This is a genomic window from Ideonella sp., assembly GCF_041914305.1.
Lineage (GTDB): Bacteria > Pseudomonadota > Gammaproteobacteria > Burkholderiales > Burkholderiaceae_C > Ideonella.
Genome location: NZ_JAYSDQ010000020.1, coordinates 1 through 24013 on the forward strand (window position 1 = coordinate 1; position 24013 = coordinate 24013).

The 24013-nt window shown below is 69.1% G+C and carries 26 protein-coding genes; 15 read left to right on the plus strand and 11 right to left on the minus strand.

Going from position 1 to position 24013, the window contains the following annotated elements:
* The coding region (locus tag ACE3SG_RS22915) for a DEAD/DEAH box helicase family protein (RefSeq protein ID WP_374568544.1) at window positions 1-445 on the minus strand (445 nt) is incomplete at its 3' end.
* Window positions 446-594: 149 nt separating this feature from the next.
* On the opposite strand from ACE3SG_RS22915, the gene ACE3SG_RS22920 reads away from it, so the two are divergent.
* Window positions 595-1791: an amino acid aminotransferase gene (locus tag ACE3SG_RS22920; RefSeq protein WP_374568545.1), complete on the plus strand. Its 1197-nt coding sequence runs from the start codon at window positions 595-597 to the stop codon at window positions 1789-1791.
* Between the two features lie 123 nt (window positions 1792-1914).
* A complete protein-coding gene (locus tag ACE3SG_RS22925; RefSeq protein ID WP_374568546.1) occupies window positions 1915-2343 on the plus strand; it encodes a VOC family protein in 429 nt (142 codons plus the stop codon).
* Between the two features lie 21 nt (window positions 2344-2364).
* Here ACE3SG_RS22925 and ACE3SG_RS22930 read toward each other — a convergent pair whose 3' ends face one another.
* Window positions 2365-3846 (minus strand): glycosyl hydrolase, encoded by a 1482-nt coding sequence (locus ACE3SG_RS22930; RefSeq protein WP_374568547.1) that lies wholly within the window; start codon window positions 3844-3846, stop codon window positions 2365-2367.
* 290 nt (window positions 3847-4136) lie between these two features.
* Here ACE3SG_RS22930 and ACE3SG_RS22935 point away from each other — a divergent pair, with 290 nt between their 5' ends.
* The 13 genes from ACE3SG_RS22935 (at window position 4137) to ACE3SG_RS22995 (ending at window position 17586) form a co-directional block, all read left to right on the plus strand.
* Window positions 4137-5144 carry a questin oxidase family protein gene (locus ACE3SG_RS22935; RefSeq protein ID WP_374568548.1) on the plus strand — a complete coding sequence of 336 codons (1008 nt, stop codon included), beginning with the start codon at window positions 4137-4139 and terminating at the stop codon, window positions 5142-5144.
* Window positions 5141-6394 carry an MFS transporter gene (locus tag ACE3SG_RS22940; RefSeq protein WP_374568549.1) on the plus strand — a complete coding sequence of 418 codons (1254 nt, stop codon included), beginning with the start codon at window positions 5141-5143 and terminating at the stop codon, window positions 6392-6394. Before ACE3SG_RS22935 ends, ACE3SG_RS22940 begins: the two co-directional genes overlap by 4 nt.
* A 5-nt stretch (window positions 6395-6399) precedes the next feature.
* Window positions 6400-7023, plus strand: a complete 624-nt coding sequence (locus ACE3SG_RS22945) for a helix-turn-helix transcriptional regulator (RefSeq protein ID WP_374568550.1) — start codon at window positions 6400-6402, stop codon at window positions 7021-7023.
* A 26-nt stretch (window positions 7024-7049) separates the two neighbouring features.
* On the plus strand, window positions 7050-7760 hold the full coding sequence (locus ACE3SG_RS22950) for a DUF6445 family protein (RefSeq protein WP_374568551.1): 711 nt from the start codon (window positions 7050-7052) through the stop codon (window positions 7758-7760).
* Between the two features lie 296 nt (window positions 7761-8056).
* Window positions 8057-9409 carry a polyhydroxyalkanoate depolymerase gene (locus ACE3SG_RS22955; RefSeq protein WP_374568552.1) on the plus strand — a complete coding sequence of 451 codons (1353 nt, stop codon included), beginning with the start codon at window positions 8057-8059 and terminating at the stop codon, window positions 9407-9409.
* 162 nt (window positions 9410-9571) lie between these two features.
* Window positions 9572-10345, plus strand: coding sequence for a substrate-binding periplasmic protein (locus tag ACE3SG_RS22960; RefSeq protein ID WP_374568553.1), 774 nt, complete (start codon window positions 9572-9574; stop codon window positions 10343-10345).
* A 21-nt stretch (window positions 10346-10366) separates the two neighbouring features.
* Window positions 10367-11722, plus strand: coding sequence for a GGDEF domain-containing protein (locus tag ACE3SG_RS22965; protein ID WP_374568554.1), 1356 nt, complete (start codon window positions 10367-10369; stop codon window positions 11720-11722).
* A 21-nt stretch (window positions 11723-11743) separates the two neighbouring features.
* Window positions 11744-12496, plus strand: coding sequence for a substrate-binding periplasmic protein (locus ACE3SG_RS22970; protein ID WP_374568555.1), 753 nt, complete (start codon window positions 11744-11746; stop codon window positions 12494-12496).
* Between the two features lie 28 nt (window positions 12497-12524).
* Window positions 12525-13277, plus strand: a complete 753-nt coding sequence (gene rsxB / locus ACE3SG_RS22975) for an electron transport complex subunit RsxB (RefSeq protein ID WP_374568556.1) — start codon at window positions 12525-12527, stop codon at window positions 13275-13277.
* A complete protein-coding gene (nth, locus tag ACE3SG_RS22980; protein ID WP_374568557.1) occupies window positions 13274-13912 on the plus strand; it encodes an endonuclease III in 639 nt (212 codons plus the stop codon). Before rsxB ends, nth begins: the two co-directional genes overlap by 4 nt.
* A gap of 11 nt (window positions 13913-13923) precedes the next feature.
* Window positions 13924-14772 carry a cobalamin-binding protein gene (locus ACE3SG_RS22985; RefSeq protein WP_374568558.1) on the plus strand — a complete coding sequence of 283 codons (849 nt, stop codon included), beginning with the start codon at window positions 13924-13926 and terminating at the stop codon, window positions 14770-14772.
* A gap of 32 nt (window positions 14773-14804) precedes the next feature.
* Window positions 14805-15941, plus strand: a complete 1137-nt coding sequence (locus ACE3SG_RS22990) for a hypothetical protein (protein WP_374568559.1) — start codon at window positions 14805-14807, stop codon at window positions 15939-15941.
* A 211-nt stretch (window positions 15942-16152) separates the two neighbouring features.
* The gene (locus ACE3SG_RS22995) at window positions 16153-17586 is read left to right on the plus strand and encodes a wax ester/triacylglycerol synthase family O-acyltransferase (protein ID WP_374568560.1); all 1434 of its coding nucleotides are present in this window, start codon (window positions 16153-16155) and stop codon (window positions 17584-17586) included.
* Window positions 17587-17592: 6 nt separating this feature from the next.
* Here the strand turns inward: ACE3SG_RS22995 and ACE3SG_RS23000 are convergent, their stop codons facing one another.
* The 9 genes from ACE3SG_RS23000 to ACE3SG_RS23040 form a co-directional block, all read right to left on the minus strand.
* Window positions 17593-18048, minus strand: a complete 456-nt coding sequence (locus tag ACE3SG_RS23000; RefSeq protein ID WP_374568561.1) for a hypothetical protein — start codon at window positions 18046-18048, stop codon at window positions 17593-17595.
* A gap of 4 nt (window positions 18049-18052) precedes the next feature.
* Window positions 18053-18361 (minus strand): hypothetical protein, encoded by a 309-nt coding sequence (locus tag ACE3SG_RS23005; RefSeq protein WP_374568562.1) that lies wholly within the window; start codon window positions 18359-18361, stop codon window positions 18053-18055.
* On the minus strand, window positions 18348-19094 hold the full coding sequence (locus ACE3SG_RS23010) for a hypothetical protein (RefSeq protein WP_374568563.1): 747 nt from the start codon (window positions 19092-19094) through the stop codon (window positions 18348-18350). The genes ACE3SG_RS23005 and ACE3SG_RS23010 overlap by 14 nt, the downstream gene beginning before the upstream one ends.
* Window positions 19095-19213: 119 nt before the next feature.
* A complete protein-coding gene (locus ACE3SG_RS23015) occupies window positions 19214-19603 on the minus strand; it encodes a hypothetical protein (protein ID WP_374568564.1) in 390 nt (129 codons plus the stop codon).
* Between the two features lie 179 nt (window positions 19604-19782).
* A complete protein-coding gene (locus tag ACE3SG_RS23020; RefSeq protein ID WP_374568565.1) occupies window positions 19783-20229 on the minus strand; it encodes a DUF4148 domain-containing protein in 447 nt (148 codons plus the stop codon).
* Between the two features lie 234 nt (window positions 20230-20463).
* A complete protein-coding gene (locus tag ACE3SG_RS23025) occupies window positions 20464-21102 on the minus strand; it encodes a membrane integrity-associated transporter subunit PqiC (protein ID WP_374568566.1) in 639 nt (212 codons plus the stop codon).
* Entirely contained in the window at window positions 21099-22172 is a 1074-nt protein-coding gene (locus ACE3SG_RS23030) for an MlaD family protein (RefSeq protein WP_374568567.1), read from the minus strand. The genes ACE3SG_RS23025 and ACE3SG_RS23030 overlap by 4 nt, the downstream gene beginning before the upstream one ends.
* Window positions 22169-22960 carry an ABC transporter ATP-binding protein gene (locus ACE3SG_RS23035; protein ID WP_374568568.1) on the minus strand — a complete coding sequence of 264 codons (792 nt, stop codon included), beginning with the start codon at window positions 22958-22960 and terminating at the stop codon, window positions 22169-22171. Before ACE3SG_RS23035 ends, ACE3SG_RS23030 begins: the two co-directional genes overlap by 4 nt.
* Window positions 22960-23832 (minus strand): MlaE family ABC transporter permease, encoded by an 873-nt coding sequence (locus ACE3SG_RS23040; protein WP_374568569.1) that lies wholly within the window; start codon window positions 23830-23832, stop codon window positions 22960-22962. The genes ACE3SG_RS23035 and ACE3SG_RS23040 overlap by 1 nt, the downstream gene beginning before the upstream one ends.
* Between the last annotated feature and the right edge of the window lie 181 nt (window positions 23833-24013).

The following is a 24013-nucleotide window of genomic DNA, read 5'->3' on the forward strand; positions in this document are numbered from 1 at the left end:
ACAGCCGCATCTGCTCGATGTGCTCGTTGATCGACGAGTCCTTCTCGATGAACAGGTCGCGCTGCGGCACATAGGCCTCGGGCTGGTAGTAGTCGTAGTAGCTGACGAAGTATTCGACCGCGTTCTTCGGAAAGAACTCGCGGAACTCGCTGTACAGCTGCGCCGCCAGCGTCTTGTTGGGCGCGAAGACGATCGCCGGCCGCCCCAGCCGCGCGATCACATTGGCCATCGTGAAGGTCTTGCCCGAGCCCGTCACGCCCAGCAGCGTCTGGTAGGCCAGGCCATCATTCACACCTTCCACCAGCTGGTTGATCGCGGTCGGCTGGTCACCGGCCGGCGGGTACGGTTGAAAGAGCTGAAACGGTGAATCGGGAAAAGAAACGAACTCGCCATGCGACGTTTCTGGCGCTTCGGCCACCGGCATCACCTCAGAAGAATCTGGCATGGGGTTATCCCTGAATGAACCTCTAAAATCGGCGCTGCTGCAAGCAGGCTTGCCCAACGGGTCGAACCTTGCAGCGTAGCGCAGCCGCGCGGCTTTTGCCGGGGCAAGCTGCGCGCCCTACTGACACCGTCCCTTCAGGAAGCTCTGCGATGTCCTTGTTTGCCGCCGTCGAAATGGCCCCCCGTGATCCGATCCTGGGCCTGAACGAACAGTTCAATGCCGACCCCAACCCCGCCAAGGTCAACCTCGGGGTCGGCGTGTACACCGACGAAAACGGCAAGCTGCCGCTGCTGGCCTGCGTGAAAGCCGCCGAGGCGCAGATGGCTGAGGCTGCCGCCGCCCGCGGCTACCTGCCGATCGACGGCATCGCCGCCTACGACAAGGCCGTGCAGGGCCTGGTGTTCGGCGAGGGCAGCCCGCTCGTCGCCGCCGGCCGCGTGGCCACGGTGCAAGCGCTGGGCGGCACCGGCGGCCTGAAGGTCGGCGCCGACTTCCTGAAGAAGGTCAACCCGGGCGCCAAGGTGCTGATCAGCGACCCGAGCTGGGAAAACCACCGCGCCCTCTTCACCAACGCCGGCTTCACGGTCGAAGCCTACCCGTACTACGACGCTGCCAAGCAGGGCGTGAACTTCGACGCCATGCTGGCTGCGCTGAACAGCGCCGCCGCCGGCACCATCGTCGTGCTGCACGCCTGCTGCCACAACCCGACCGGCTACGACATCAGCCCCGCCCAATGGGACGCCGTGATCGAAGCGGTCAAGGCGCGCAAGCTGGTCGCCTTCCTCGACATGGCCTACCAGGGCTTTGGCGACGGCATCGCCGAAGACGGCGCCGTCATCGGCCGCTTCGTGCAAGCCGGCATCGACTTCTTCGTCTCGACCTCGTTCTCGAAGAGCTTCTCGCTCTACGGCGAGCGCGTCGGCACGCTGTCGGTGGTTTGCGAGAGCAAGGAAGAAGCCTCGCGCGTGCTGTCGCAGCTGAAGATCGTCATTCGCACCAACTACTCGAACCCGCCGACGCACGGCGCGCAGGTCGTCGCCACCGTGCTGACCACGCCGGCGCTGCGCCAGCAGTGGGAGCAAGAGCTGGCCGGCATGCGCAACCGCATCAAGGCGATGCGCGGCGCGCTGGTCGAGAAGCTCAAGGCCGCCGGCGTGAAGCAGGACATTTCGTTCATCACCACCCAGCGCGGCATGTTCAGCTACTCGGGCCTGACCAAGCCGCAGATGGAGCGCCTGCGCAGCGAATTCGGCGTCTACGGCGTCGACTCGGGCCGCATCTGCGTGGCCGCCCTGAACGACAAGAACATCGGCTACGTGGCCGAGTGCATCGCCAAGGTCATCTGACCGGCTCGATCACCCACGAAGGGCCGCAAGGCCCTTTTGCTGGCATAGTTTATAAACTACTAGTTTTTAAATTTCCAGTGACGCGGCATGATGGGCACGGTTCAGCCCGACACCTTTGCACCCATGCCGACGCCCCCTCCCCACCTGCCGCATATCCCGCATCTTCGTATCGCCCGCCCGGTCAACAACCTGGCCCGCAGCGTCGAGCTCTACCGCCATGGCCTCGGGCTGACCGTGCTGGGCAGCTTTCAAGACCATGACGGTTTCGACGGCGTGATGCTAGGCCAGCCCGGCGCTGGCCACCATTTCGAGTTCACCCGCTCGAACACCCACCCGGTGCCGCCGACCCCGACGCCCGAGGACCTGGTGGTGCTGTACCTGCCCGACGCTGCCGAGTGGCAGGCCAGCTGCGAGCGCATGCTGGCCGCCGGCTTCCAGCAGGTGCCGTCGTTCAACCCGTATTGGGACGAACGCGGCCGCAGCTTCGCCGACCACGATGGCTACCGCGTGGTGCTGCAGAACGCCGGCTGGCTCAACGCCGAGCCCGCTTGACGCGGGCCCGGCCCGAGGCGCCTACCAACCCGGCATCTCGTCCAGCGTCGTGACGTTGGGCGCTGCGTACAGGTTGGCGATCATGTGGTCGTTGTCGTAGATGAAGTCCGACCACTGCATCACCCAGGTCCACTTGGGTTGCTGCTTCAGCTTGTCCGCCGTCGGCATGTACTGCACTTCGCCAACCGCCACCGGCTTGCCCTTCGCGAAATTGACCACCGCGTCGTAGAAGTCCTGCCGGAAGGCGCTCTCATAGATGTCGAGCGTCACCACGTCGTAGTAGCTGGCACCCGGGTCGTACTTGGTCAGGTCGTTGGGCATGCTGGAGAAATCCTGGATGTTCCAGGCCCAGACGATGTTGGTCAGCCCCTTGGTGTAGGTGAGGTAGTCGTGGGTGATCTGGTACAGCCGCGCACTGCCGTTGGGTCCCGTGTGGCATGCCCACCAGAAGACGCACTGGTTCATCTCGTGCAGTGGCCGAAACACCACCGCCACGCCCTGGTCCTTCAGGTCTTGAAAGTAGCCGGCCAAGGTGTCGAGCCGGCTGATCCAGGTGTTGTACAGGCCGTTGCCCGGCGTCGTCAGCTGGCGGAATTCTTCGTTGGTCAGCTGCGCGTGGTTGTTGCCGCCGATGTCGTCCCATTCGCAGTACTCGTCGCGCTTGGGCGAGCAGGCGTGGTAGGTCAGCGCCACCAGCGCGCCCTTGGCGTATTGCGCCTTGGCCTCGCTGATCATCCGGCCGCGGTACTGCACCTGGTCGCCGAACAGGAAGTCACCGCCCCACAGCGCCGACGGCCGGCCGGCGATCGCGTCGTTCTCGTCGGTGTAGCTATGCGGGGTGCTCGAGTACTTGTTGTGGATGCCCACCACCGTGGCCACGCCCGAGGTGCTGTTCAGGAAGTTCAGGATCTTCTGCCGCCCGTCGCCGCCCGAGCCGCTCTTCTTGAGCTTGATCCAGTTGAAGTTGCCGACATCGCCGCTGCCATCGGCCCCGGGCGTGTCTTCGTGCAGCTGCAGCACATGGCGGCCGGCGGGCAGCTGGATCGTCGTCGTCAGCGTGATCCAGTTCTGCCAGCCTCCGGTGTCGGGGATCGTCTGCTGCGGTGTCGCGTCGACGAAGTCGAGCTTGTAGTGAAAGCTGCCGCCCTGGCCCAGGCAGGCCACGCGGGTCTGCAGCGTGTAGGTGCCGGCCTTGTCGACCTTGATCGTGTAGTTGAGCCAATCGCCGGCGCGCGCCCAGCCCACGTTGTAGCCGCCACCGGTGTCGGTGCTCTTCTCGAGGCTCACGCCTTCGGTCGGGCGGTACTGGCCGAGGTGGTTGATGTTGTCCTTGGTGTGGTATCCGACGTTGTCGCCCCCGAGGTCGAAGTTCTCGGCCTGCACGATGCCCGGCACCAGCACCGGCTTGCCGTTGTACGGCATGGACTTGGCCTGCGCCGGCGCGGCCAGCGTGCCACCCAGGCACGCGGCGGCGAGCGCCAGAATGAAACGGCGAGACAGCATGTGACCTCTCCTTCAATACCAATGTGGGACCGGTTATGTACACCCGCCGCCGCCAGCCGGGGCTGCCGGGACACTGGTTGAAACACCGGTTTCCCAGGGTTTTGAAGGTTTCTGCGGTGACCGAAGCGGCGCAAGGCCGGCCGAAACTGGTCTTATCGAATCGGCCTCACTGGTATGCAAGCGCTGTCACGGTGCGAAGGCCCTCTCGTCATCCCAGTTTATAAACTACTGGTTTATTAAATGACGCGCTTGTTGGCATGATGTGCCCACGTTCCCCGGAGCCACCCGCCATGTCAGCCCCCGCCACCCGCAGCGACCTGCACCGCGCCCTCGACGCCAGCCTGGCCTACGCCGCGACCTACCCCGCCGGCCGCCTTCGCCTGTCCAACCACCTGCCGATGGTGTTGACGGCCTTGCACCGCTTACAGGCCCCGCCGAGCGCGCTGCAGGCGCAGCTGCAACGCCACGCAGCCCGGCTCGACCCGCTGACGCCCGACAGCGCCGAGGCGCTGGCCGCCCGTCAGTTCGCGGCCGAGCTCGAGCGCAACGGCCTGCCGGCGGTCCTGGCGCAGCACCTGCCCGGCCTGCTCGGCGCCGCCGAAACCGCCGCCTTCCACGGCCTGATCCGCCTGGCCCATGCGCTGGACGCCGATCACCCAGGTGAGATCGCCCACGCACTCGCCGCCTGGCAGACCCACCGCCAGTCGATCGGCCCGATGCTGCCAGCCACCCCCACCGGGCAGGCCCTGCGGCTGGCCGATGTGCTGGCCGCCCTCGTCGAGCAACCGGCGCTGGCTTTCACGCCGCAACATGACACCACCATCACGCAAGACATGCTGCAGTGCGCCGCCCTGCCCGGCTTCGACGCTGCCGTCTCCGGCGAGGCCTCGCCCAGCCCCGCAGCGCTGACGCTGGAATCGCTGGCCGAGGCGTCGCTGGCCGTCTACCTCGGCAGCCGCGACTTCACCGCACTGCACCTGGTCACCGGCTGCCACGCGCTGCGCCAGGTCTTGCCGCACGCCAGGCTCGACGCGGCACAGACCCAGGCTGTTCTGCACGGCGTCTGGCGGGCTTGGCTTGCCGCATGGCTGTCGATCGGCCGGCCGCGGCCGGACTGGGTGGCCGTCTACCTCGGCGGCCCGGCAAGCGAAGCCGACTGGCAGGCGGCGCTGCCGGCGCTGGCCGCCTCGCGCGACGACCACCGCATCAAGCTGGCCTGGACGGCGCTCGACGAATGGCGCCACCGCGGCTGGCCGGGCTATGCGCGCGTGCTGCCTGCCGCCGAGGCCACCGCATGAACGGCGCCTCGCTGCGCCTGCTGATCGCCGTCTGCGCCGTCACGCTGCTGTGCACGGTCGGCGTGGCGATGCCCTACCCGATCCTGGCGCCGATCTTCGTCGACGGCCCAGCGGACGACTTCACCCATTTCGCCGGCCTGGCGCCCGAGTGGCTGCTGGGCGTGGCGCTGGCCGCCAACCCGGCGGGCATCCTGCTGGGCAGCCTGGTGCTGGGGCCGTTGTCCGACCGGCTCGGCCGGCGCCGGGTGCTGGTCGTCAGCCTGCTGGCCTGCGCGGTGTTCAACCTGCTGACGGCCGGCGCGCTGGAGGGCCGCTGGTACCTGCTGTTCGTGCTCGCCCGTTTCGCCACCGGCCTGACCGAGGGCAACATCGCCGTCGCCCGCGCACTGCTGGCCGACCACCACGGCGAAGAAACCCGCGTGCGGGCCTTCGCCTGGCTCAACGCCTTCCAGTACGGCGGCTGGCTGGTCGGCCCGCTGTTCGGCGGCCTGCTGCTGCGCTGGGGCAACGCGGTGCCGTTCGTGATCGCCGCGCTGGCAATGCTCGGCTGCATCGCGCTGGTGATGGCCGGCGTGCCCGGGGGCCGCACCGCGCTGCCCGCAACGCCGGCGGCCCCGCCCACCGGGGCCGGCCATGCCATCTCGGGCTCGACCCTCGCGCCGCTGATCCACGACCGCGACCTGCGACGCCTGTTCCTGCTGCAGATGGCCTACATGTGCGGCGTGACGGCGCTGTACGACTACGCGCCGCTGTGGTGTGTCACCGAAGCTGGCTTCAGCAGCACCGGCATCGCCTGGGTCACCGCCGCGCAAAGCACGTCGATGCTGGTCGGCACCTGGCTGGCGGGCCGCCTGCCGGCCACCAGCCACCCGCTGCGGATCGCCGCGCTGGCCGCGCTGTGCGGCGCCGCCGGCCTCGGCCTGCTGGTGGTGCTGCCCGGTGCCCCCGGGGTGCTCACGATCGGCCTGCTGGGCATGCCGCTGGCGGTCTACAGCGCGTTCATGCCGGCCTGGGTCTCGTCGCGCTTCGCCCGGCATGGCCAGGGCCGGGTGATGGGCCTGCTGACGACGATCTTCTGCTTCGCCAACGTGGCGATCGCCCTGGCCGGCGGGGCCCTGTCGTTGTGGAACGTGCGCGCGGTGATGGCACTGGGCACCTTGTGCGCCGGCGGCGCGGCCTGGGCCTTGTGGCGCTGGGCCAGGCGCGAAGCCACGAGAGAGAATCCCGCCGCCGCATCGGCCCTTGCCTGACGCCCATGGCCCAATCCACCGACCGCCTGCTGTTCCAGCTCAAGAGCCGAGGCCCGCAAACCGCCGCCACGCTGGCAGCCGCCTGCGCGATCACGCCGATGGGCGCACACAAGCAGCTGCAGGTGCTGGCCACGCAAGGGCTGGTGAGCTTTCACGACGAAGCGCAGGGCGTGGGCCGCCCACGCCGCATCTGGCGCCTGACCGACAGCGGCCACGGCCGGTTTCCCGACCGGCATGGCGACCTTGCCGTGCAACTGCTGCGCCATGCCGCCGAGTACCTGGGCCCGCAGGCGCTCGACACGCTGATCGCCGCCCGCGAAGCCGAGGCCGAATCGGTGTACCAGCGCCGCCTGGCCGGGCTGACGCAGCTCGGCGAGCGCGTGCAGGCGCTGGCCCAGGTCCGCAGCGAAGAGGGCTACATGGCCACCGCGCAGGCCGACGGTGACACCTGGCTGCTGATCGAAGACCATTGCCCGATCTGCGCGGCCGCCACGCAGTGCCAGGGCTTCTGCCGCTCCGAGCTGGCCTTGTTCCGGCGCTGCCTGGGCCCGGGCGTCGACGTGCAGCGCACCGAGCATTTGCTGGCCGGTGCCCGCCGCTGCGCCTACCGCATCCAGCCGCTGGGCTGACGCGCCGGGCGTGCTCCAATCGCGCCATGCCGCTCGTCAGCCCACCTCTTCATCACGCGCGCCCGCCCGCCCCCAAGGCCCACCGCCTGATCTACCGCCCCCCCACGCTGGGCAAGGACTACTGGGTGCTCGACGACGCACTGGCCGACCCGATGGGCGTGCGCGCGCGGCTGCTGGCCCGTGAAGACTGGGTGCAAGGCGCGCCCAAGCGGCCGGAAAGCTGGCCGGGCCGGCGCACCCAGCCGGCGCTGACCCCCGAAGAGCTGACCCCGCTGGAGAACTGGGCCCGGGCCAAGACCGGCCAGAAGCGCCTGTTCGCGGTCACCGCTGCCGCCGGCACCGGCAACCTGCTGAACCACAACTGCGTGCAGCTCGTGGGCGCCAACGACGCCGGGCCCCGCCCGCACACCGATGCGCGCCGCCTGTGCCGCTATGCCGCGGTGCTGTACCTGAACCCGAACGTGCCGGACCACTGCGGCACCGGCTTCTACCGGGTGCGCCTGCCAGACGGCCAACTGGGCGGCAACACCCTGCCCGGTCGCTTCGACAACCTGGTCGAGGCGCTCGAGACGCGCTTCGTGCCGCCCGACCTGTTCGTGCTCGACCAGGCGGTCGACCACCGCTTCAACCGCCTGCTGGTCTACCGCGCCGACCTGATCCACAGCGCCACCGCCTACTGGGGCGGCGACGAACCGGCCGACCAGCGCATGGCCGTGGTGCTGTTCTGGATGAGTTGAGCCCCGCCGGGCGGTGGTTGCCCGGTGGCCTTGGAGGGCAGCCGAGCACCCGCCGAGCGCTGCGCCGACCCACGAAATGGAACAACCCCACACCCACCGCCCTTTTCCGGTGCTTGCTGCACCTGCACAAGGCGTTTAATGAGGGTGAATGCCAATCGTGTATCCACGCATGCAGGCGTCGATGTTGCGATGCACAATAGTGATGAAAACGTTTGTCAGACTGGGCTCGGCCTTGAACGGTGCAGAGAACGCCCTGACGTTTGACAAAGACCAGAAGCCCCGCCGGAGCCTTGCTCATGCTGTATCAGCTTTATGAAACCCAACGCGCGCTGCTGGCGCCGTTTTCCGAGTTCGCCAGTGCCTCGGCCAAGCTGTACAGCCACCCGCTGTCGCCGTTCACCCATCTGCCGATGTCGCAGCGCGTGGCCGCCGGCCTCGACCTGATGCACCGGCTGGCGAAGGACTACGAAAAGCCGCAGTTCGACATCAAGACCGTGCGCGTCGACAACGTCGATGTCGCGGTGCAGGAGCAGGTGGCGGTCGAGAAGCCGTTCTGCCGGCTGATCCGCTTCAAGCGCTTCTCTGACGACCCGACCGCGCTGATGGACATGAAGGCCCAGCCGACCGTCCTGGTCGTGGCGCCGCTGTCGGGCCACCACAGCACGCTGCTGCGCGACACCGTCAAGAGCCTGCTGCAGCACCACAAGGTCTACATCACCGACTGGACCGACGCCCGCATGGTGCCCACCGAGGCCGGCCCGTTCCACCTCGACGACTACGTGAACTACGTGCAAGAGTTCATCCGCCACATCGGGCCCGAGGTGCATGTGATCTCGGTCTGCCAGCCCACGGTGCCGGTGCTGGCCGCCGTCTCGCTGCTGGCCAGCGCCGGCGAGTTCACGCCGCGCACGCTGACGATGATGGGCGGCCCGATCGACGCCCGCCGCTCACCCACCGCGGTGAACAACCTGGCGATGAACAAGAGCTACTCCTGGTTCGAGAACAACGTCATCTACCGGGTGCCGCCGCACTTTCCGGGCTCGGGCCGCCAGGTCTACCCGGGCTTCCTGCAGCACACCGGCTTCGTGGCGATGAACCCCGACCGCCACCTCAGCTCGCACTACGACTACTTCCTTGACCTGGTCCGCGGCGACGACGACAGCGCCGAAGGCCACCGCCAGTTCTACGACGAGTACAACGCCGTGCTCGACATGCCGGCCGAGTACTACCTGGACACCATCAAGACCGTGTTCCAGGACTTCGCCCTCGTCAACGGCACCTGGGAGGTCGACGGCCACCCGGTCCGCCCGCAAGACATCTCGACCAGCGCACTGCTGACGGTCGAAGGCGAGCTGGACGACATCTCCGGCGCCGGCCAAACCCGCGCCGCGCACGAGCTGTGCACCGGCATCCCGAAGGCGCGCCAGTTCCACTACGACGTGCAAGGCGCCGGCCACTACGGCATCTTCTCGGGCCGCCGCTGGCGCGAAAAGGTCTACCCGGAGCTGCGCGCGTTCATCCAGCGCTTCAACCAGCCGGACGAGATCATCGGCACGCCCAAGGCGCCCGCCCGCAAGGCCCGCCCCGCCCAGGCCACGGCGAAGACCACCGCCAAGACCACGGCAAAACGGGCCCGCCGAGCCGGCTGAACCGGCTTTCATGCCAAACGGTGCACGCTGAGGCCGCACCGTTGCATGGCCTGACCGCTCAACTCCCCGCAGCGGTGGTCGATACCTGACGTATGCCCGGCTCCACCCGAGCCGCGCAGTGCGCTGCCCCAACGGCGGCGCCCAACTTCGGGTCACCACCGCATGAGCCTCTTCTCGACCGCCGCCAGACACGCCCGCCAGCTCAGCCTGGCGGCGCTGGCGCTGTGTGCCCTGGCCGCCCACGCGACCAGCGCCGACCTGCGCATCGTCACCGAAGAGCTGCCGCCCTACAACATGACCCAGGGCGGCCAGATCACCGGCCTGAGCACCGAGGTGGTCCAGGCGGTGCTGAAAGAGGTGGGCCTGCAGGCCCCGATCAAGAGCATGCCCTGGGCCCGCGCCTACGACATCGCGCTGAACGAAGAGAACGTGCTGATCTATTCGATCACCCGCACGCCGCAGCGCGAGAAGCTCTTCAAGTGGGTTGGCGTGATCGCGCCGACGCACTGGGCCCTTTACACCCGCACCGGTCGCAACCTGTCGATCCGGCAGCTCGACGACGCCCGCAAGTTCCAGATCGCCACCGTCAACGAAGACGCCGGTGAGCAGTACCTGGTCAGCAAGGGCTTCGTGCTGGGCAAGAACCTGCAGTCCAGCAACAAGTACGAATTCAATTACGAAAAGCTCAAGCTCGGCCGCGTCGACCTGTGGATCGCGAACGAGCCGAATGCGGCCTACCTGAGCCGGCAGGCCGGCGACGACCCCGACACGATGCTGGTGCGCGTGCTGTCCCTGCCCGACCTGGCCAATGACGACGGGCTGAACATGGCCTTCAGCACGAAAACGCCCGACGCGACGGTCGAGCGCTTTCGCAAAGGGCTGGAAACCATCCGCCGCAACGGCACCTACGACGCCATCAAGAAGAAGTGGCTGTGAAGCCGCTCGCCCGCTGAACACGTGTCCAACCCGATAGAAGCCGGCCTCAGCAGCCCGCCCACCCTGACCCCGCCGGTGCCGCGCACCGGCTCGCTGGGCCGCCGGCTGGTGATCGCGACGCTGGCCTTCGGCATCGTGTTCACGCTCGCCGCCGCGGCGCTGCGCACCTGGCAGGCCTGGCAGGCCAACCTGGCGTCGATGACGGCCGAGCTGACGCTGATCGACCAGGTATTCCAGCGCACCCTGTCCAAGGCCATCTGGGAGATGGACCGCGACGCCCTGCGCACCCAGCTCGACAGCGCGGCCCAGGTCGCCTCGGTCGGGCGGATCGAGTTGCGCGTGCAGCAAGCCGGCCGCGCGCCCGAGGTGCTCGAATCGCACCGCGAAGGCCAGACCGTCTCGCCGATGACGCCCGTCATCACCCGCGAGCTGACCTACGAGCCCTACGCCGGCGCCAGCGAGGTGGTGGGCCAGTTGACACTGGTCGGCGACGAACGCGTGCTGCGCGACCGCCTGCGCGGCGAGGTGCTGGACATCGTGCTGACCCAGCTGGTGCAATCGCTGCTGCTGGCCGGGCTGATCATGTGGCTGTTCAACAGCTCGGTCACTGTGCATGTGCGCTACATCGCCCGCCACCTGAGCGAGCTGACGCCCGGCACGCTCGGCCACGCGCTGCGGCTGAACCGCCAGGCCCGCCAGGGCGACGAACTCACGCTGCTGGAGGCCGGTGTCAACGACCTGCAGCACAAGCTGTCGACCTACCTCGAGCGGCAAAAGCAGGACGAGCGCGACCTGGCCGCCCACCGCGACCGCCTGGCCGAACTGGTCGACGAGCAGACCACCGAGCTGCGCGCCGCCAACAAGCGGCTCGAAGAGCAATCGCGCGCCGACCCGCTGACCGGCCTGGCCAACCGGCGCCACTTCGACGAGTTGAAAGACATCGAGTTCCGCCGCGCCCAGCGCCTGGGCCAGCCGCTGACGGTGCTGATGTGCGACGTCGACTTCTTCAAGCGCTACAACGACGCCTACGGCCACGCCCAGGGTGACCGCTGCCTGCAGTTGCTGGCCGAGGCGCTGAGAGACAACTTCGCCCGGGCCGGCGAGGTCGTCGCCCGCATCGGCGGTGAAGAGTTTGCCGTGCTGCTGCCCGGCATCGACGCCGCGCAGGCCCGCACCGCGGCCGAGCGCCTGCGCCGGCGCGTCGCCGCGATGGCCATCGCGCACCGCGACTCGGCGGTCGGCGCCCACGTCACGCTGAGCATCGGCCTGGCGCAGTTCGACCCGGCGACGATGGACCATTTCGACCTGCTGCTGCACCAGGCTGACCAGGCGCTGTACCGCGCCAAGAGCCAGGGCCGCGACCAGATTGCCGATTGACTTGACGACGGAAGGTGCCCGATGCCGCTTCGCCCTTGCTCCCTGTTCGCGCCGCTGATCGCCGCCGCCATGGCCCTGGCCTGCGCCTGTGCCCAGGCCGACAGCATCAAGGCCGTCACCGAAGACTCGTCGTACACCTACCTGCGCGACGGCAAGGTCGCCGGCCCGGCCACCGAGATCGTCGAGGCGACGATGAAACGCGCCGGCCTGACCGACTACAAGCTCGCGCTCTACCCCTGGGCGCGTGCCTACGACCTGGCGCTGCAGGAGCCGAACGTGCTGATCTTCCTGATCGCCCGCACCCAGGCCCGCGAGGCGCAGTTCAAATGGGCCGGCGAGTTCATGCGCATCGAATACCACCTGTACAAGCTGCGTGGCCGCGACGACGTGGTGGTGCACAACCTGCAAGACGCCAAGGCCTACAGCGTGGGCGTGATGCGCGACGACGTGCGCCAGCAGTACCTGCAGTCGCGCGGCTTCGACAAGCTCGTGGTCTCGGCCCGCAACCCCGACAGCCTGCGCATGCTGCTCGATCGCAAGGTGCACCTGCTGCCGCTGCCCGACAACGACGTGGTGCGCTTCTGCAAAGAAGCCAACGTCGACCCTAACTCGCTCGAAAAGGTGCTGACGCTCAACGAGATGACCACCGGCATCTACATGGCCTACAGCCGCAGCACGCCGGACGACACCGTGGCCCGCACCCGCGCCGCCTTCGACCACCTGAAGGCCGAAGGCATGGTGGCCAGGCTGATGGTCGGCGGCGTCAAGAAGTAGGCCAGGATCGCTGGGGATAATTGCCCCCGTGATCCACCCCGCGCCCACGAACCTCACCCCCGCCCAGGCCGCGCTGGCCGCGCGCATCGACGACGCACTGCCGCAGACGCAGTGCACCCGCTGCAGCTACCCCGATTGCCACGGCTACGCGGCAGCCATCGCCGTCGGCGAAGCGGCGATCAACCAGTGCCCGCCCGGTGGCGCCCAGGGCATTGCCCGTTTGGCCTCGTTGACCGGCCAGCCCGTGCTGGCGCTGAACCCCGCAAACGGCCACGAAGGCCCACGCGGCGTGGCGGTGATCGACGAGAACTGGTGCATCGGCTGCACCTTGTGCATCAAGGCCTGCCCGGTCGACTGCATCGTCGGCGCGCCCAAGAAGATGCACACCATCGTCGAGGCCGACTGCACCGGCTGCGAGCTGTGCCTGCCCGCCTGCCCGGTCGACTGCATCGTGATGGAGCCGGTGAACCACGGCGGCCGCACTTCGCCGCCCCTCACCGGCTGGGCCGCCTGGAGCGACGAGCAAGCCGCCCGGGCGCGTGAGCAATACGCCTTTCGCCAGATGCGCGTGTCGCGCGACAAGCGCGAGAACGACGAGCGGCTGGCCGCCAAGGCCGCCCACAAGCTGGCCGACCTGCCGAACCAGACCCAGCACACCGACCCCGAGGTGATCGACCGCAAACGCGCGGTCATCGAGGCCGCACTCGCGCGTGCCCGCGCGCAACGCGCAGCGCCACCCGCCCCTGCACCCACCCCACGCGACGACACCCCACCCGAATGACCCCGGCCACGATCGAACGCTTCTTCGCCACGCTGAAAGCCGCCAACCCGCAGCCCGAGACTGAGCTGGAGTTCACCAACGTGTTCGAGCTGCTGGCGGCGGTGCTGCTGTCGGCGCAGGCCACCGATGTCAGCGTCAACAAGGCCAGCCGCGCGCTGTTCGCCGCCGCGCCCACGCCGGCCAAGATGCTCGCGCTGGGCGTCGAAGGTGTCGAGCGCCACATCAAGACGATCGGCCTGTACCGCACCAAGGCCCGCCACCTGATCGAGACCTGCCGCATCCTGGTCGAGCAGCATGGCGGAAAGGTGCCACCCGACCGCGAGGCGCTGGAGGCCCTGCCCGGCGTCGGCCGCAAGACCGCCAACGTGGTGCTGAACGTGGCCTTCGGCGAGCCGACGATGGCGGTCGACACGCACATCTTCCGCGTCAGCAACCGCACCGGGCTGGCGCCGGGCAAGACCCCGCTGGCGGTCGAGCAGGCCCTGCTGCAGCGCGTGCCCGAGGCCTACCGCGTCGACGCGCACCACTGGCTGATCCTGCACGGCCGCTACGTCTGCCAGGCCCGGCTGCCGCGCTGCGGCGCGTGCCAGGTGCGCGCCCTGTGCGAGTTCGAGCCCAAGACCGCGGCGGTGTGATGCGCACGTCCATGGCCCTGCTGCTTCTGGTGGCTGCCAGCGCCCAGGCGCAGCCTGTCAGCGTGGTCGACGACAGCGGCCACACCATCAGCCTGCCCCGGCCCGCGCAGCGGGTGATCACGCTGGGCCCGCACCTGACCGAGCAGGTGTTCGCGATCGGTGCCGGCGCGCAGGTGGTCGGCGTCAGCCGCTACAGCGACTACCCGGCCGAGGCCAAGCAGGTGCCGATCGTCGGCGACGCCGTGGCCGTGCACCACGAGACCATCGCCACGCTGAAGCCCGATCTGATCCTCGTCTGGCGCACCGGCTTTCCCGAGCGCGCCCGTGCGCCGCTGCAGGCAATGGGCGTGCCGGTGTTCGACAGCGAGATCCGCTCGGTGGCCGACCTGGCGCGCAGCCTGCGCACGATCGGCCGGCTGCTGGGCCGGGCCGAGGCCGGCGATGCCGAGGCGAAGAAGGTCGAGCAGCAATGGGCCCAGTTGCAGGCCGAGTACGCGGCGCGCAAGCCGGTGCGGGTCTTCTACCAGCTGTGGCACCAGCCGCTGATGACGATCAACCGCGAACACCTGATCCACCAGGCCATCACCGCCTGCGGCGGCACCAACATCTTCGGCGAGCTGCCGACCTTCACGCCCACGGTGAGCTGGGAGGCCGCGGTGCAGCGCAACCCGCAGGTCATCGCGATGGCCGGCGCGCCGAGCGACCACCCCGAGCAAGGCCAATGGCCACGCTTTCCGGGCGTCGAGGCGGTGAAGCATCAACGCTTTGCGCTGATCGATGGTGACCTGATCGGTCGCATGGGCCCGCGCTTCGTGCAAGGCGCGCGGCAGCTGTGCGAGGCGATCGACAAGGCCCGCTAGAAACCCCAGCGAAACGAGCGAAAACAAGCCCTATGACCTCACGCTGGAACGATCTCGCCAAGGCTGCCTGGGCGCCGGCCCTGCTGCTGGCCACCTGCACCGCCTGGGCAGCCGGCGCGACCAAGATCCCCGATGCCGAGCTGCCGGTCATCGAAACCGGCGTGGCCATGCTGCCGAACGCCCGCGGGCCTTTCGCCTGGCTGGACGCGCACACACTGGCCATCACCACGTTCGCCGGCGACCCGCGGGCCACCAATGCCTGGACGTCGCAACAGGTGGTCGCGTTCGACACCCGCAACCGGCAGCGGCACACCCTCGTGCCCCAAGGGCGGCTGAGCTGCACCAACCCGCCGGCCGGTGTCGTGAGCGCCGTGGTGGGTGACACCCGCGCCTACTTCCAGGGCAGCGAATTCGGCCCCGCCCCCGCCACGCAATGGTTCAAGTGGGACGGTGCAGCGAACCGCCTGGTGCCCTGGCCGGAGCGTGCGCACCCGAACTGGAACAGCTCGTTGTGCCGCCAGACCCTGGCCGAGGATGTGAGGCACCCCATGCCGGGGGCCGACAACGGCCAGCCGCGCCTCTACCTGCAGCCGGGCGAAGGCTTCATCACCTGGCACCGCGCGTTCGGCAACGAGCCGCAGCCGGTGCGGCTGATATCGGGCGATCGGGAGATCGCCCTCGACGTCACCAGCGACAGGATCGGGCTGAACATCACCCACCTGCCTTTCCTGGGCGCGCACCTGCTGAGCGCCGGGCTCTACCGCTGGACCGACAAGCGGGGCGAACAGCGGTTCGCGGCGCTGCTGCTGCGCGCGAACGGCCAGATCGAACGGGCGCCTTTTCCGCCAGCGCTGGCGGCGTATTTCACCGAGCGCCGGCTGTCGTCGGACGCGCTGCTGCTGCCCGTGGCCGGCGGCAGCCTGGTGATCGTTGCAGGCTCATCCGCCGCCGGCGGCGGGCTGTACCTGACACGCGACGGCAAGAGCTCGCGCATCTGGTTCGCCGGTGCGCCAGACCACGAATCGTTCCGCATCATGTCGGCGATCGAGGTTTCGCCAGACGGCTGCCGCGCCGCCTTCGACGCCCGCTGGCCGATCACCCAAGACCCGGCGACCCTCAGCCTGGAAGGCTCGGTGAAGATCATCGAGCTTTGCGCCAAGCCGAAGTAGCGGCCCGCGTCGGGCGGTGACCAAGCCGCCCGCCAGACGCCCCCAGCCCGAGGCCGGCGTTTGCGTGGCCGACACGACCGCCCGCTTGATCTGGCTCACGCGAAGCCGCGCCACGGCGGCGCACAGTGGCCGCTCGACCCCACTGACGAAGTGCTCGTACGAAGCCGCGCAGTGGTCAGGACGGGGCACGCCGATCACCAAGGAGCCACCGATGACGCCGCGCCGCACGCCAATGAGCCGAGTCGACACGGCGTGGCTGCGCCTGGACAGCGACGTCAACCGTCCGATGGTGGTGGGCTTGTGGCTGCTGCAGCCGGCGGTCACGCTCGCAGCGCTGTCCAATCGGTTGCGCAACCGGCTGCTGAAGATCCCGCGCTTCCGGCAGAAGGCGGTGCAAGGCACGCTGGGCGCGGAATGGGTGGACGAGGAGGCCTTCGACCTGCACCGCCACGTGGTGCGCGAGCGCCTTGTATGCCGGCGGGGCCAGAGCGCGCGGGCAGCCCTGCAATCGCGCGTGGGCGAGCTGATCTCGCAGCCGCTGGACCGTGCGCATCCTCTGTGGCAGTTCCACCTCGTCGAGCAGTACGACAACGGCAGCGCGGTGATCGTGCGCGTGCACCACTGCATGGCCGACGGCATCGCGCTGAGCGCGGTGCTGATGTCGCTGATGGACGACGGTGCCGAGGCACCTGGGCCCGAGGAGATCGCGCAGCCCCACCTGCACGACCGGGACCTCGCGCAATGGCTGAACGACTCGATGCTCCAGCCGCTCACCGCCTTGGCGATACAGGCCATCGAAGGCGCCGGCGACGGCGTGGTGCGCTCGCTCGCGGCGCTGGAACGCCCCCGCCAGACGCTGGGGCGTACGCTGGCGCTGGGCCAGGCGGCGCGCCAGATCGCCGCCGACGCAGCGACCATCGCCCTGATGGCAGACGACGCACCGACGCGCTTCAGGGGGCCGCTCGACGGCCACAAGTGCGTGGCCTGGAGCGAGCCGCTGCCGCTGGAACACGTGAAGGCAGTCGGCAAGGCGCTGGCCTGCTCGGTCAACGACGTGCTCGTCGCTTGCGCGGCCGGCGCGATTGGCGGCTATCTGCGCGACCTGGGCGACGATACCCGCGGGCAGGAGATCCGCGCGATGGTGCCGGTGAATCTGCGGCCGCTGGACGAGGCCTGGTCACTGGGCAATCGATTCGGCCTGGCCCCGCTGCTGGTACCCATCGGCATCGAGCACCCCGTTGCGCGCGTGTACGCCGTGCATGCGCGCATGAGCGAGCTCAAGGGCCACTACCAGCCGCTGCTCGCCTACGCGATGATGGCGCTGACGGGCAGCCTGACGCAGGGTGGGCAGGATCTGCTCAGCAACCACTTTCTCGACAAGACCACGGCCGTGATGACCAACGTGCCCGGCCCGCAGAGGCCACTCAGGCTCTGCGGTTCGACGCTGCGCCAGGCGACGTTCTGGGCACCCCTGTCGGGCCACATCGGGCTGGGCGTCAGCATCATGTCGTATGCCGGTGGCGTGCAGTTGGGCCTGATCACCGACAGGCAGCGCTGCACCGAGCCGCAGGCCGTGCTCGACCGCTTCGCGCCGGAGTTCGAGAAGCTGCTCCTGATGACGTTGATGATGCCCTGGGCTGTCTGACGCCGCTCACTTCAGAATGTCTGCCAGCCGGGCCGCCTCGCAGTCGCCCGGCGGCATCGGCTCTTTCGAACGCAGCGTGAACTCGGTCGCCGAGAAGCCGCCCTTGGCCTCGATCGTCACGATCAGCGCGCCGGCCTCGTGGCGGGAGGTGAAGCCCCCCACGCCTTTCAACCGCACGAATTCCCAACTGGCCTCCAACCACGCCCTGGAGGCGAACGTGACGCTGCAGGCCACCTCCGGCGGCGCAAAGAAGTGGTTGTCGGCCACGTCGACAAGCAGGCAATCCGACACCGGCTCGAGACCCCTCGCCTGCGCAGCGGCCAGGAACTGCGCACCGTCGATGTTCTTGACGCAAGCGTGCGAGCCAGTCGCCGCGGACGCGGGCGCCGATGCCGCCTGCGGCGCCGCGCCGGCCGCCAACGCAACCGCCGCCAGCCACGCCGCCGCAGTGCAGGCGACCATCGCGTCAGTTGCCCTGTAGCGGCTGGATGTCCAGCGACAACACATTTGGGATGTCCAGTTGATGGCGAACCACCCCGTTGATGCGGACATAGTGGGGGCCGGGCACGGCATAGAAGTAGTACATCCCGTCGTAGCCCGTGCGGTAGCTCAGGCACTGGTTCGTCGGCGCGAAACACAGCTCGACGAACGCCTGGTTCATCGGGAAGGCCCCGCCAGGGGTGACGAAATCGACCCGACCGCGCACGTTGACGGCGCACGCCGCGGCCGAGGCCAGCACCAGGGCCGTGGCCACGCCGAGCTTATGGGTGTTCATCGCCATACCTCCTGCCGATCTCGAGCCACACCGGCGCAACGCCGCTCATCTTCCGGCCTGCATAGTCGTGCTGCATGCGGCGGGTGTCGTTCAAGTCGAGGATCTCGGGCCTGGTGCTCAGTGGCGACAGGCTGAGCCGCGCGGTGGGGAACTTGCCGTTGTTGGGAATGACCCAGAACTGCACCGCGTTGGACGACGCGAGCGTCAAGCTCGGCTCCAGCTCCACGCGCACCTGTTGCATCTCGCCCTTGTTGGCCGGTATCACCTCGCCACCAGGCGAGCGCAGATAGACCGGCACCTCGACCAGCCAGGCCTGCTGTTCCCTGACCGCATCCGCGCGCTGCCGCGCCCGCTCGAGCCTCATCGCTTCGCTGTCGCGATAGATCCACGTGGCCGCACCGAGAAGGATGACGTAGGTCGCCGTTGAGCCGACCACGTTGAATCGGAACTTCACCCGACCTGCGTCTGCTTCGCCGCTGGCAGTGTTGCCGCCGCCGGCGCCCCGGTCGCGCCGCGGCGTGAGCACGAGGTACAGCACCGCCGCAGGGATGAGCGGAACCAGCAGCAGACAAGCGGCCACCAGCAACGGCATGACGAGATTCACGTCCACCTTGGGGTCCCTTCGGTCGGCGGCCGGCAGCCCGGCACGAGCCTGCGCCAGTCGCAGCGTCGCAGGCGGCGCAATGAAGCGAGCATCGCGCGGCAGCAGCAGGCCGAAGTTGAGGTGAATCAACCTGCGCCACGCAGCACCGGCATCGATGGAATGACCCGACAGCGAGGTTGACGAGCGCGAGGGAAGAACGCCTGCCGGCCCCAATGGGTGGCCCGGGAACCGGGCCGAGGCCTTGCTGGCTACGGGCGGCCCAGCGCGAAGCGCGAGCGGCAATGTGGGCAGGTGAGCCTGCCGTGCGCCACCGTTTCGTAGGGGACGAACTGCCGTGCGAGCTGCCGCCAGCTGGGCGAGTTGGCCACGCCCGACGCAAAGAACAGGCGCTCGCAGCACCACGGGCAGTAGAGCCGCCAGGCCAGCAACACCGAGACTCCCCAACTGACGACGCAGGCGGCGACGCCGGCGACAGCGTAGGGCCGCGTCGCCGTGACGGCGCCAAGGCTGGCGGCAATGGGAATCAGCCAACTGCCCAGTGCGGCCGCGACCACCACGGCCTTGACGCGCTTGGCGTGGCGGCAGGTGAGCACGCCGGCCTGAAGTTCGATGGTCAGGCTGTCTTGCTGCATGGCCATGCCCGGACTCTCCCTCGCTTGAGCTCAGGGCAATCTATCCGACCGACAGGCCGGGGCCAAGACCACGTTTGAACCGGGTTTGTGGTACTTACCTTGTTGGCAGGCGTGGCATGCAAAAAGGGGCGAACCGTCGGTTCGCCCCCCTCTAGTTCGTTGGCCGGTCGGGCCGGCCGACCCGATCAGCGCTGCGCCAGTTGCGTGGCGGCGGGCTGGCGAACGCTCGGCGCGACGCGCAGGTTCGTCTCGGTGTCGAACACGTTCATCTCGCCGTGGGCACGGGCGGCGATGACTTCAGCGCGCACTTCGTCGCGGCTCAGGCCGCTGGCCGACGCTTGCGCTTGGGCCGGCTTGCCAGTGAACAGCGCGGCGATCGCGCGGCTCGAATCGTTGTTCTGGGCGAAGTAGGCCGCTTCGGGGTTGAAGCTGGCGATGTTGCTGGCGTCGCGCTTGGCGATGTACTGGGCTTGCACGGCGTCGCGGGTCAGGCCTTCGGCCGACGCGGCAGCGGGCATGCGCAGGTTGGTTTCGGTATCGAACACATTGCGCTCGGTCGACTGGGCGAAGGCGCCGCCGGCGATGGTCAGGGCGATGGCGGCAACGGCGATTTGGGCTTGCTTGGCGAACATGGTGGTCATTCCTTTGAATCGTTGAAACGGGGTTCCGGGCTGGCGGTCTGGGTGGGGTGATCCGGGCCGTCTGTCCTGCCTCGGTGAGTCGTTTGTTTGGTTGCGGCTCATCGATGGACTCAACTGTAGAGATTCACGATTCAGGAATAAACAATCAGCACAAACATAAAGCGTTGCCAAAACAAGAACAATAGGACCACGCCGGTGTCGGGCCGCCGCCTGCGGCGGCTGCGGTCAAGAGCCCGACGGGCGCCGGGCGGGTGGTGCTTGCGCCATGCGTTCGGCCAGGCGCCACAGCGCCAGCCGGTGCGCGTCCACCAGTTGCTCGGGCGACGAGCCCGCGCTCGGCACCTCGATCTGCGCCTCGTCCACCAACGCGGCCGCCGCGCCCTGCAGGTCGCTCGCCGTCCAGCGCGCGCGCAGGTGCACGGCCCGGCGATCCACGGTCGGGCCGAATTCGAGCAGGTCGAGCCGCAGCTGCCGCGCCACCACCACCCCGCTGGGCACGCTGCCGCTGTAGACGCGGTCGGCGCCGCCCAGCAGCACGCCCAGGTCGTGGGCCAAAGTTCGTGGCACCGCGCTGCGCAGCGGCTCGGCCCAGCGATGGCCGTCGAGCGGCTGCAGTGCGTTGCTCCCCACGGCCACCCACAGCGCGTCGCGGTCCAGGTAGTCGGGCAGGTGGATCGGCGAGACCAACTGCCAGATCTGCGCTGCGCTTGCCTCGGTCGGTTTGGCCGCCGAGGCGGCCGCAGCCGCGGCAGCGGGCGGGTCGACCCGCAGCTGGTAGTAGCGCACCGGCGGCGCCGGCGAGCCGGCACAGGCCGCCAGGCCCGCCACCGTCAAGAGCACCCAACCCCAATCACCGCGCCTCATCGCGAGCCCCCCTGTGCCGGTGCGGTGGGCGCACCGTTGTCGTCGGTCGCCGGCGAACGCCCGCGGATCAAGGCGCTCGGCTGGCGCTCCAGCAGATCAGCCAATTCGCGCAGCGCCCGCGCGGCGCGCGACACGTCTTGCAGCGCCTGGTTGGCGTTTTGCACCAGCGCCGAGTCCTCGCCGGTTTGCCGCTGCAGCGAGCCGGCCATTTGCGCCAGCTCGTCCATCGTGCGTTGCACCTTCTGCACCAGCGCCGAGTCGGGTGCGACCAGGGCGTTGACGTTGTCGGCCGTGCCGCTGAAGCGGCGCGCGGTGCCGCTCACGTCATCGGCCGCCTTGCCCACGCGGGCGGCGGCGTCACGCGTATCGCCCAGCGTCTTCGTCGCGGCATCGGCCAGGGGGTCGAAGCGAGCGTCCATCCGCCCGGTCAGCGTGCGAAGGTGGTCCGTGATGACCGCCAGGTCGTCCATCGCCTTCTTCAGCTGCGGGCCGGAAACCACCGCGCGGGCCGAGGCGGCGATCGCCGACACGTCGTCGAACAGGCGCCGGAAATCGAGCCCGTCGAACTGGTTCTTCAGGTTCTGGATCGCCGTTGCGGTGGTGGGGATCTCCAGCATCTCGTCGGGGTTGCCGCGCGGCACCGGGGCCTTCTGCGGCCGCAGGTCCAGATCGACATAGAGCTGGCCGGTGAGCAGGCTCTGCATCGACAGCTGCGCCGTCAGGCCCCGCTCGACCAAGGCGGCCAGCGCCGTGGCACTGCTGTCGCTCTTCGATTCGGCCAGCCCGCGGATCGAGGCCGCCTCCAGCTCGGCCACGACCGGGATCGTGTAGTCGTCGCTGGCCTTGTCGTACAGCAGGCCGATCGAGCTGACGCTGCCCAGCCGCACGCCGCGAAACACCACCGGCGCGCCCAGCTGCAGGCCGTAGATCGAGCCGCCGAAGTGCATCACGACACGCTCCTTGTGGGCGAACAGCCGGCCGCCGCCGGCCAGGATGATGCCGGTCAGCAGCAGCGTGATGCCGGCGACGACGAAGATGCCGATCGTGGTGGCGCTGGCGCGCCGCTTCATGGTTGCTGCCCCCGGCTCAGAAAGCGCCGCACCTTGTCGGGCCCGTGGTCCAGCAGCGCCTGCGGCGTGTCGAGTGCGGTCATCGTCTTGTCGTCGGCATCCAGAAAAAGAAGGCGGTCGGCGACCGCGAAGATGCTGTGCAGCTCGTGCGACACCAGCACCACCGTCGTGCCCTGCCCGTCGCGCAGCTGCAGCATCAGCTCGTCCAGCTGCGCCGCGGCCAACGGGTCCAGCCCGGCCGAGGGCTCGTCGAGGTAGAGCAGCTCGGGCTCCAGCGCCAGCGCGCGGGCGATGGCGGCGCGCTTGCGCATGCCGCCGCTCAGCGCCGGCGGTTCGGCGTCGAACTGGTCGCCCAGGCCCACCAGCGCCAGCTTGGCGCGGGCCTTTTCCTCCCGCTCGGGGGCTTCTGCCTTCGAGAACATCTCCATCGGCAGCATCACGTTCTCGCCCACGGTCATCGAGCTCCACAGCGCACCGGACTGGAACGCCACGCCAAAGCGCCGGCGCAGACGCGCCTGCAGCTCGGCGTCGTCGGTGTGGATGTCGTCGCCCCCGTAGCGCACCCGGCCCGCCGCCGGCGCCTGCAGCCCGATCAGGTGGCGCAGCAAGGTGCTCTTGCCGCAGCCGCTGGCGCCCACGATGGCCAGCACCTCGCCGCGCCGGATGTCGAAATCGAGGTCGCGCTGGATCACCTTGGAGCCAAAGGCCATCGTCAGCCCTTCGACCTGCACCTGGGGCGGGCCCTGCGGCTCGCTCGGCGCCGTGGCGCTGGCGGTGGTGTCGTCCATCACCAGTCCAACCGCTGCAGTGCGACCGTCAACGCCGACGCGGCGACCACGATCCAGACGATCGACTGCACGACCGACGCGGTCACCGCCGCGCCCACCGCCTGCGCGCTGCGCCCGGCGTTCAGGCCCTGGCGGCAGCCCGACAAGGCCACCAGCAGGCAATAGACCGTGCCCTTGCCGAGCCCGATCCACACGTGCGGCAGAGTCAGCGCGTCCATGCACTTGTAGAGGTATTCCGTCGGCGGCACCGCGAAGATGAGCAGCGCCACCATGCCACCGGCCGCGATGGCCGTCAGCGCGGCAAAGGCGGTCAGCAGCGGCGCCATCATCACCAGCGCCAGCATGCGCGGCAGCACCAGGTGGTCGACCGGGTCGATGCCGAGCACCCGCAAGGCGTCGATCTCTTCGTTGGCCTGCATGCTGCCCAGCTGCGCCGCAAAGGCCGCACCCAGGCGGCCAGACAGGATCACGCCCGTCATCAGCGCCGCCACCTCGCGCACCGCGCCGATCGTCACCAGGTCGGCGATGTAGGCCTGCGCCCCCACCCGCTGCAGCTGGACGGCGCCCATGTACGCCAGGATCACCCCGACCAGCCCGCTGACCAGCGCCACGATCGCCACGCTGCGCGGCCCCGCCTGCTCAATCTGCCAGAACAGGTCGCTCGCTCGCATCGCCGCCTTGCCGGCGAACAAGCGCCTGAGCGACAACAACACCTCGCCGACGAACTGCAGCGTCAGGCCCGCGTCGGCCCACCAGGCCCTGGCGCGCAGGCCCAAGGCGGTGACCCAGCCCGGCCGGCGGCGCGGCAGCCGGGCGGGCGGTGCGGCAGGGGAAGTCGATGGTGGCTGCGGGATCGCGGGTGACGTCGTCATCGGGCGCCTTGGTTCCTCCGGAAGTCTAAGAATCCGCACCCGCCAGCACCATCGGCCCTGGGCGGGGTCGCCTGTCGGACGGCTCCGACAGCAGCGGCATCTTCCAGCACCCGCCCGCCGCCGGCAAGCGGGCCGCGCCAACCCGCGGGGCGACACGCCAAGCTGTCGGTTGGCCGACACG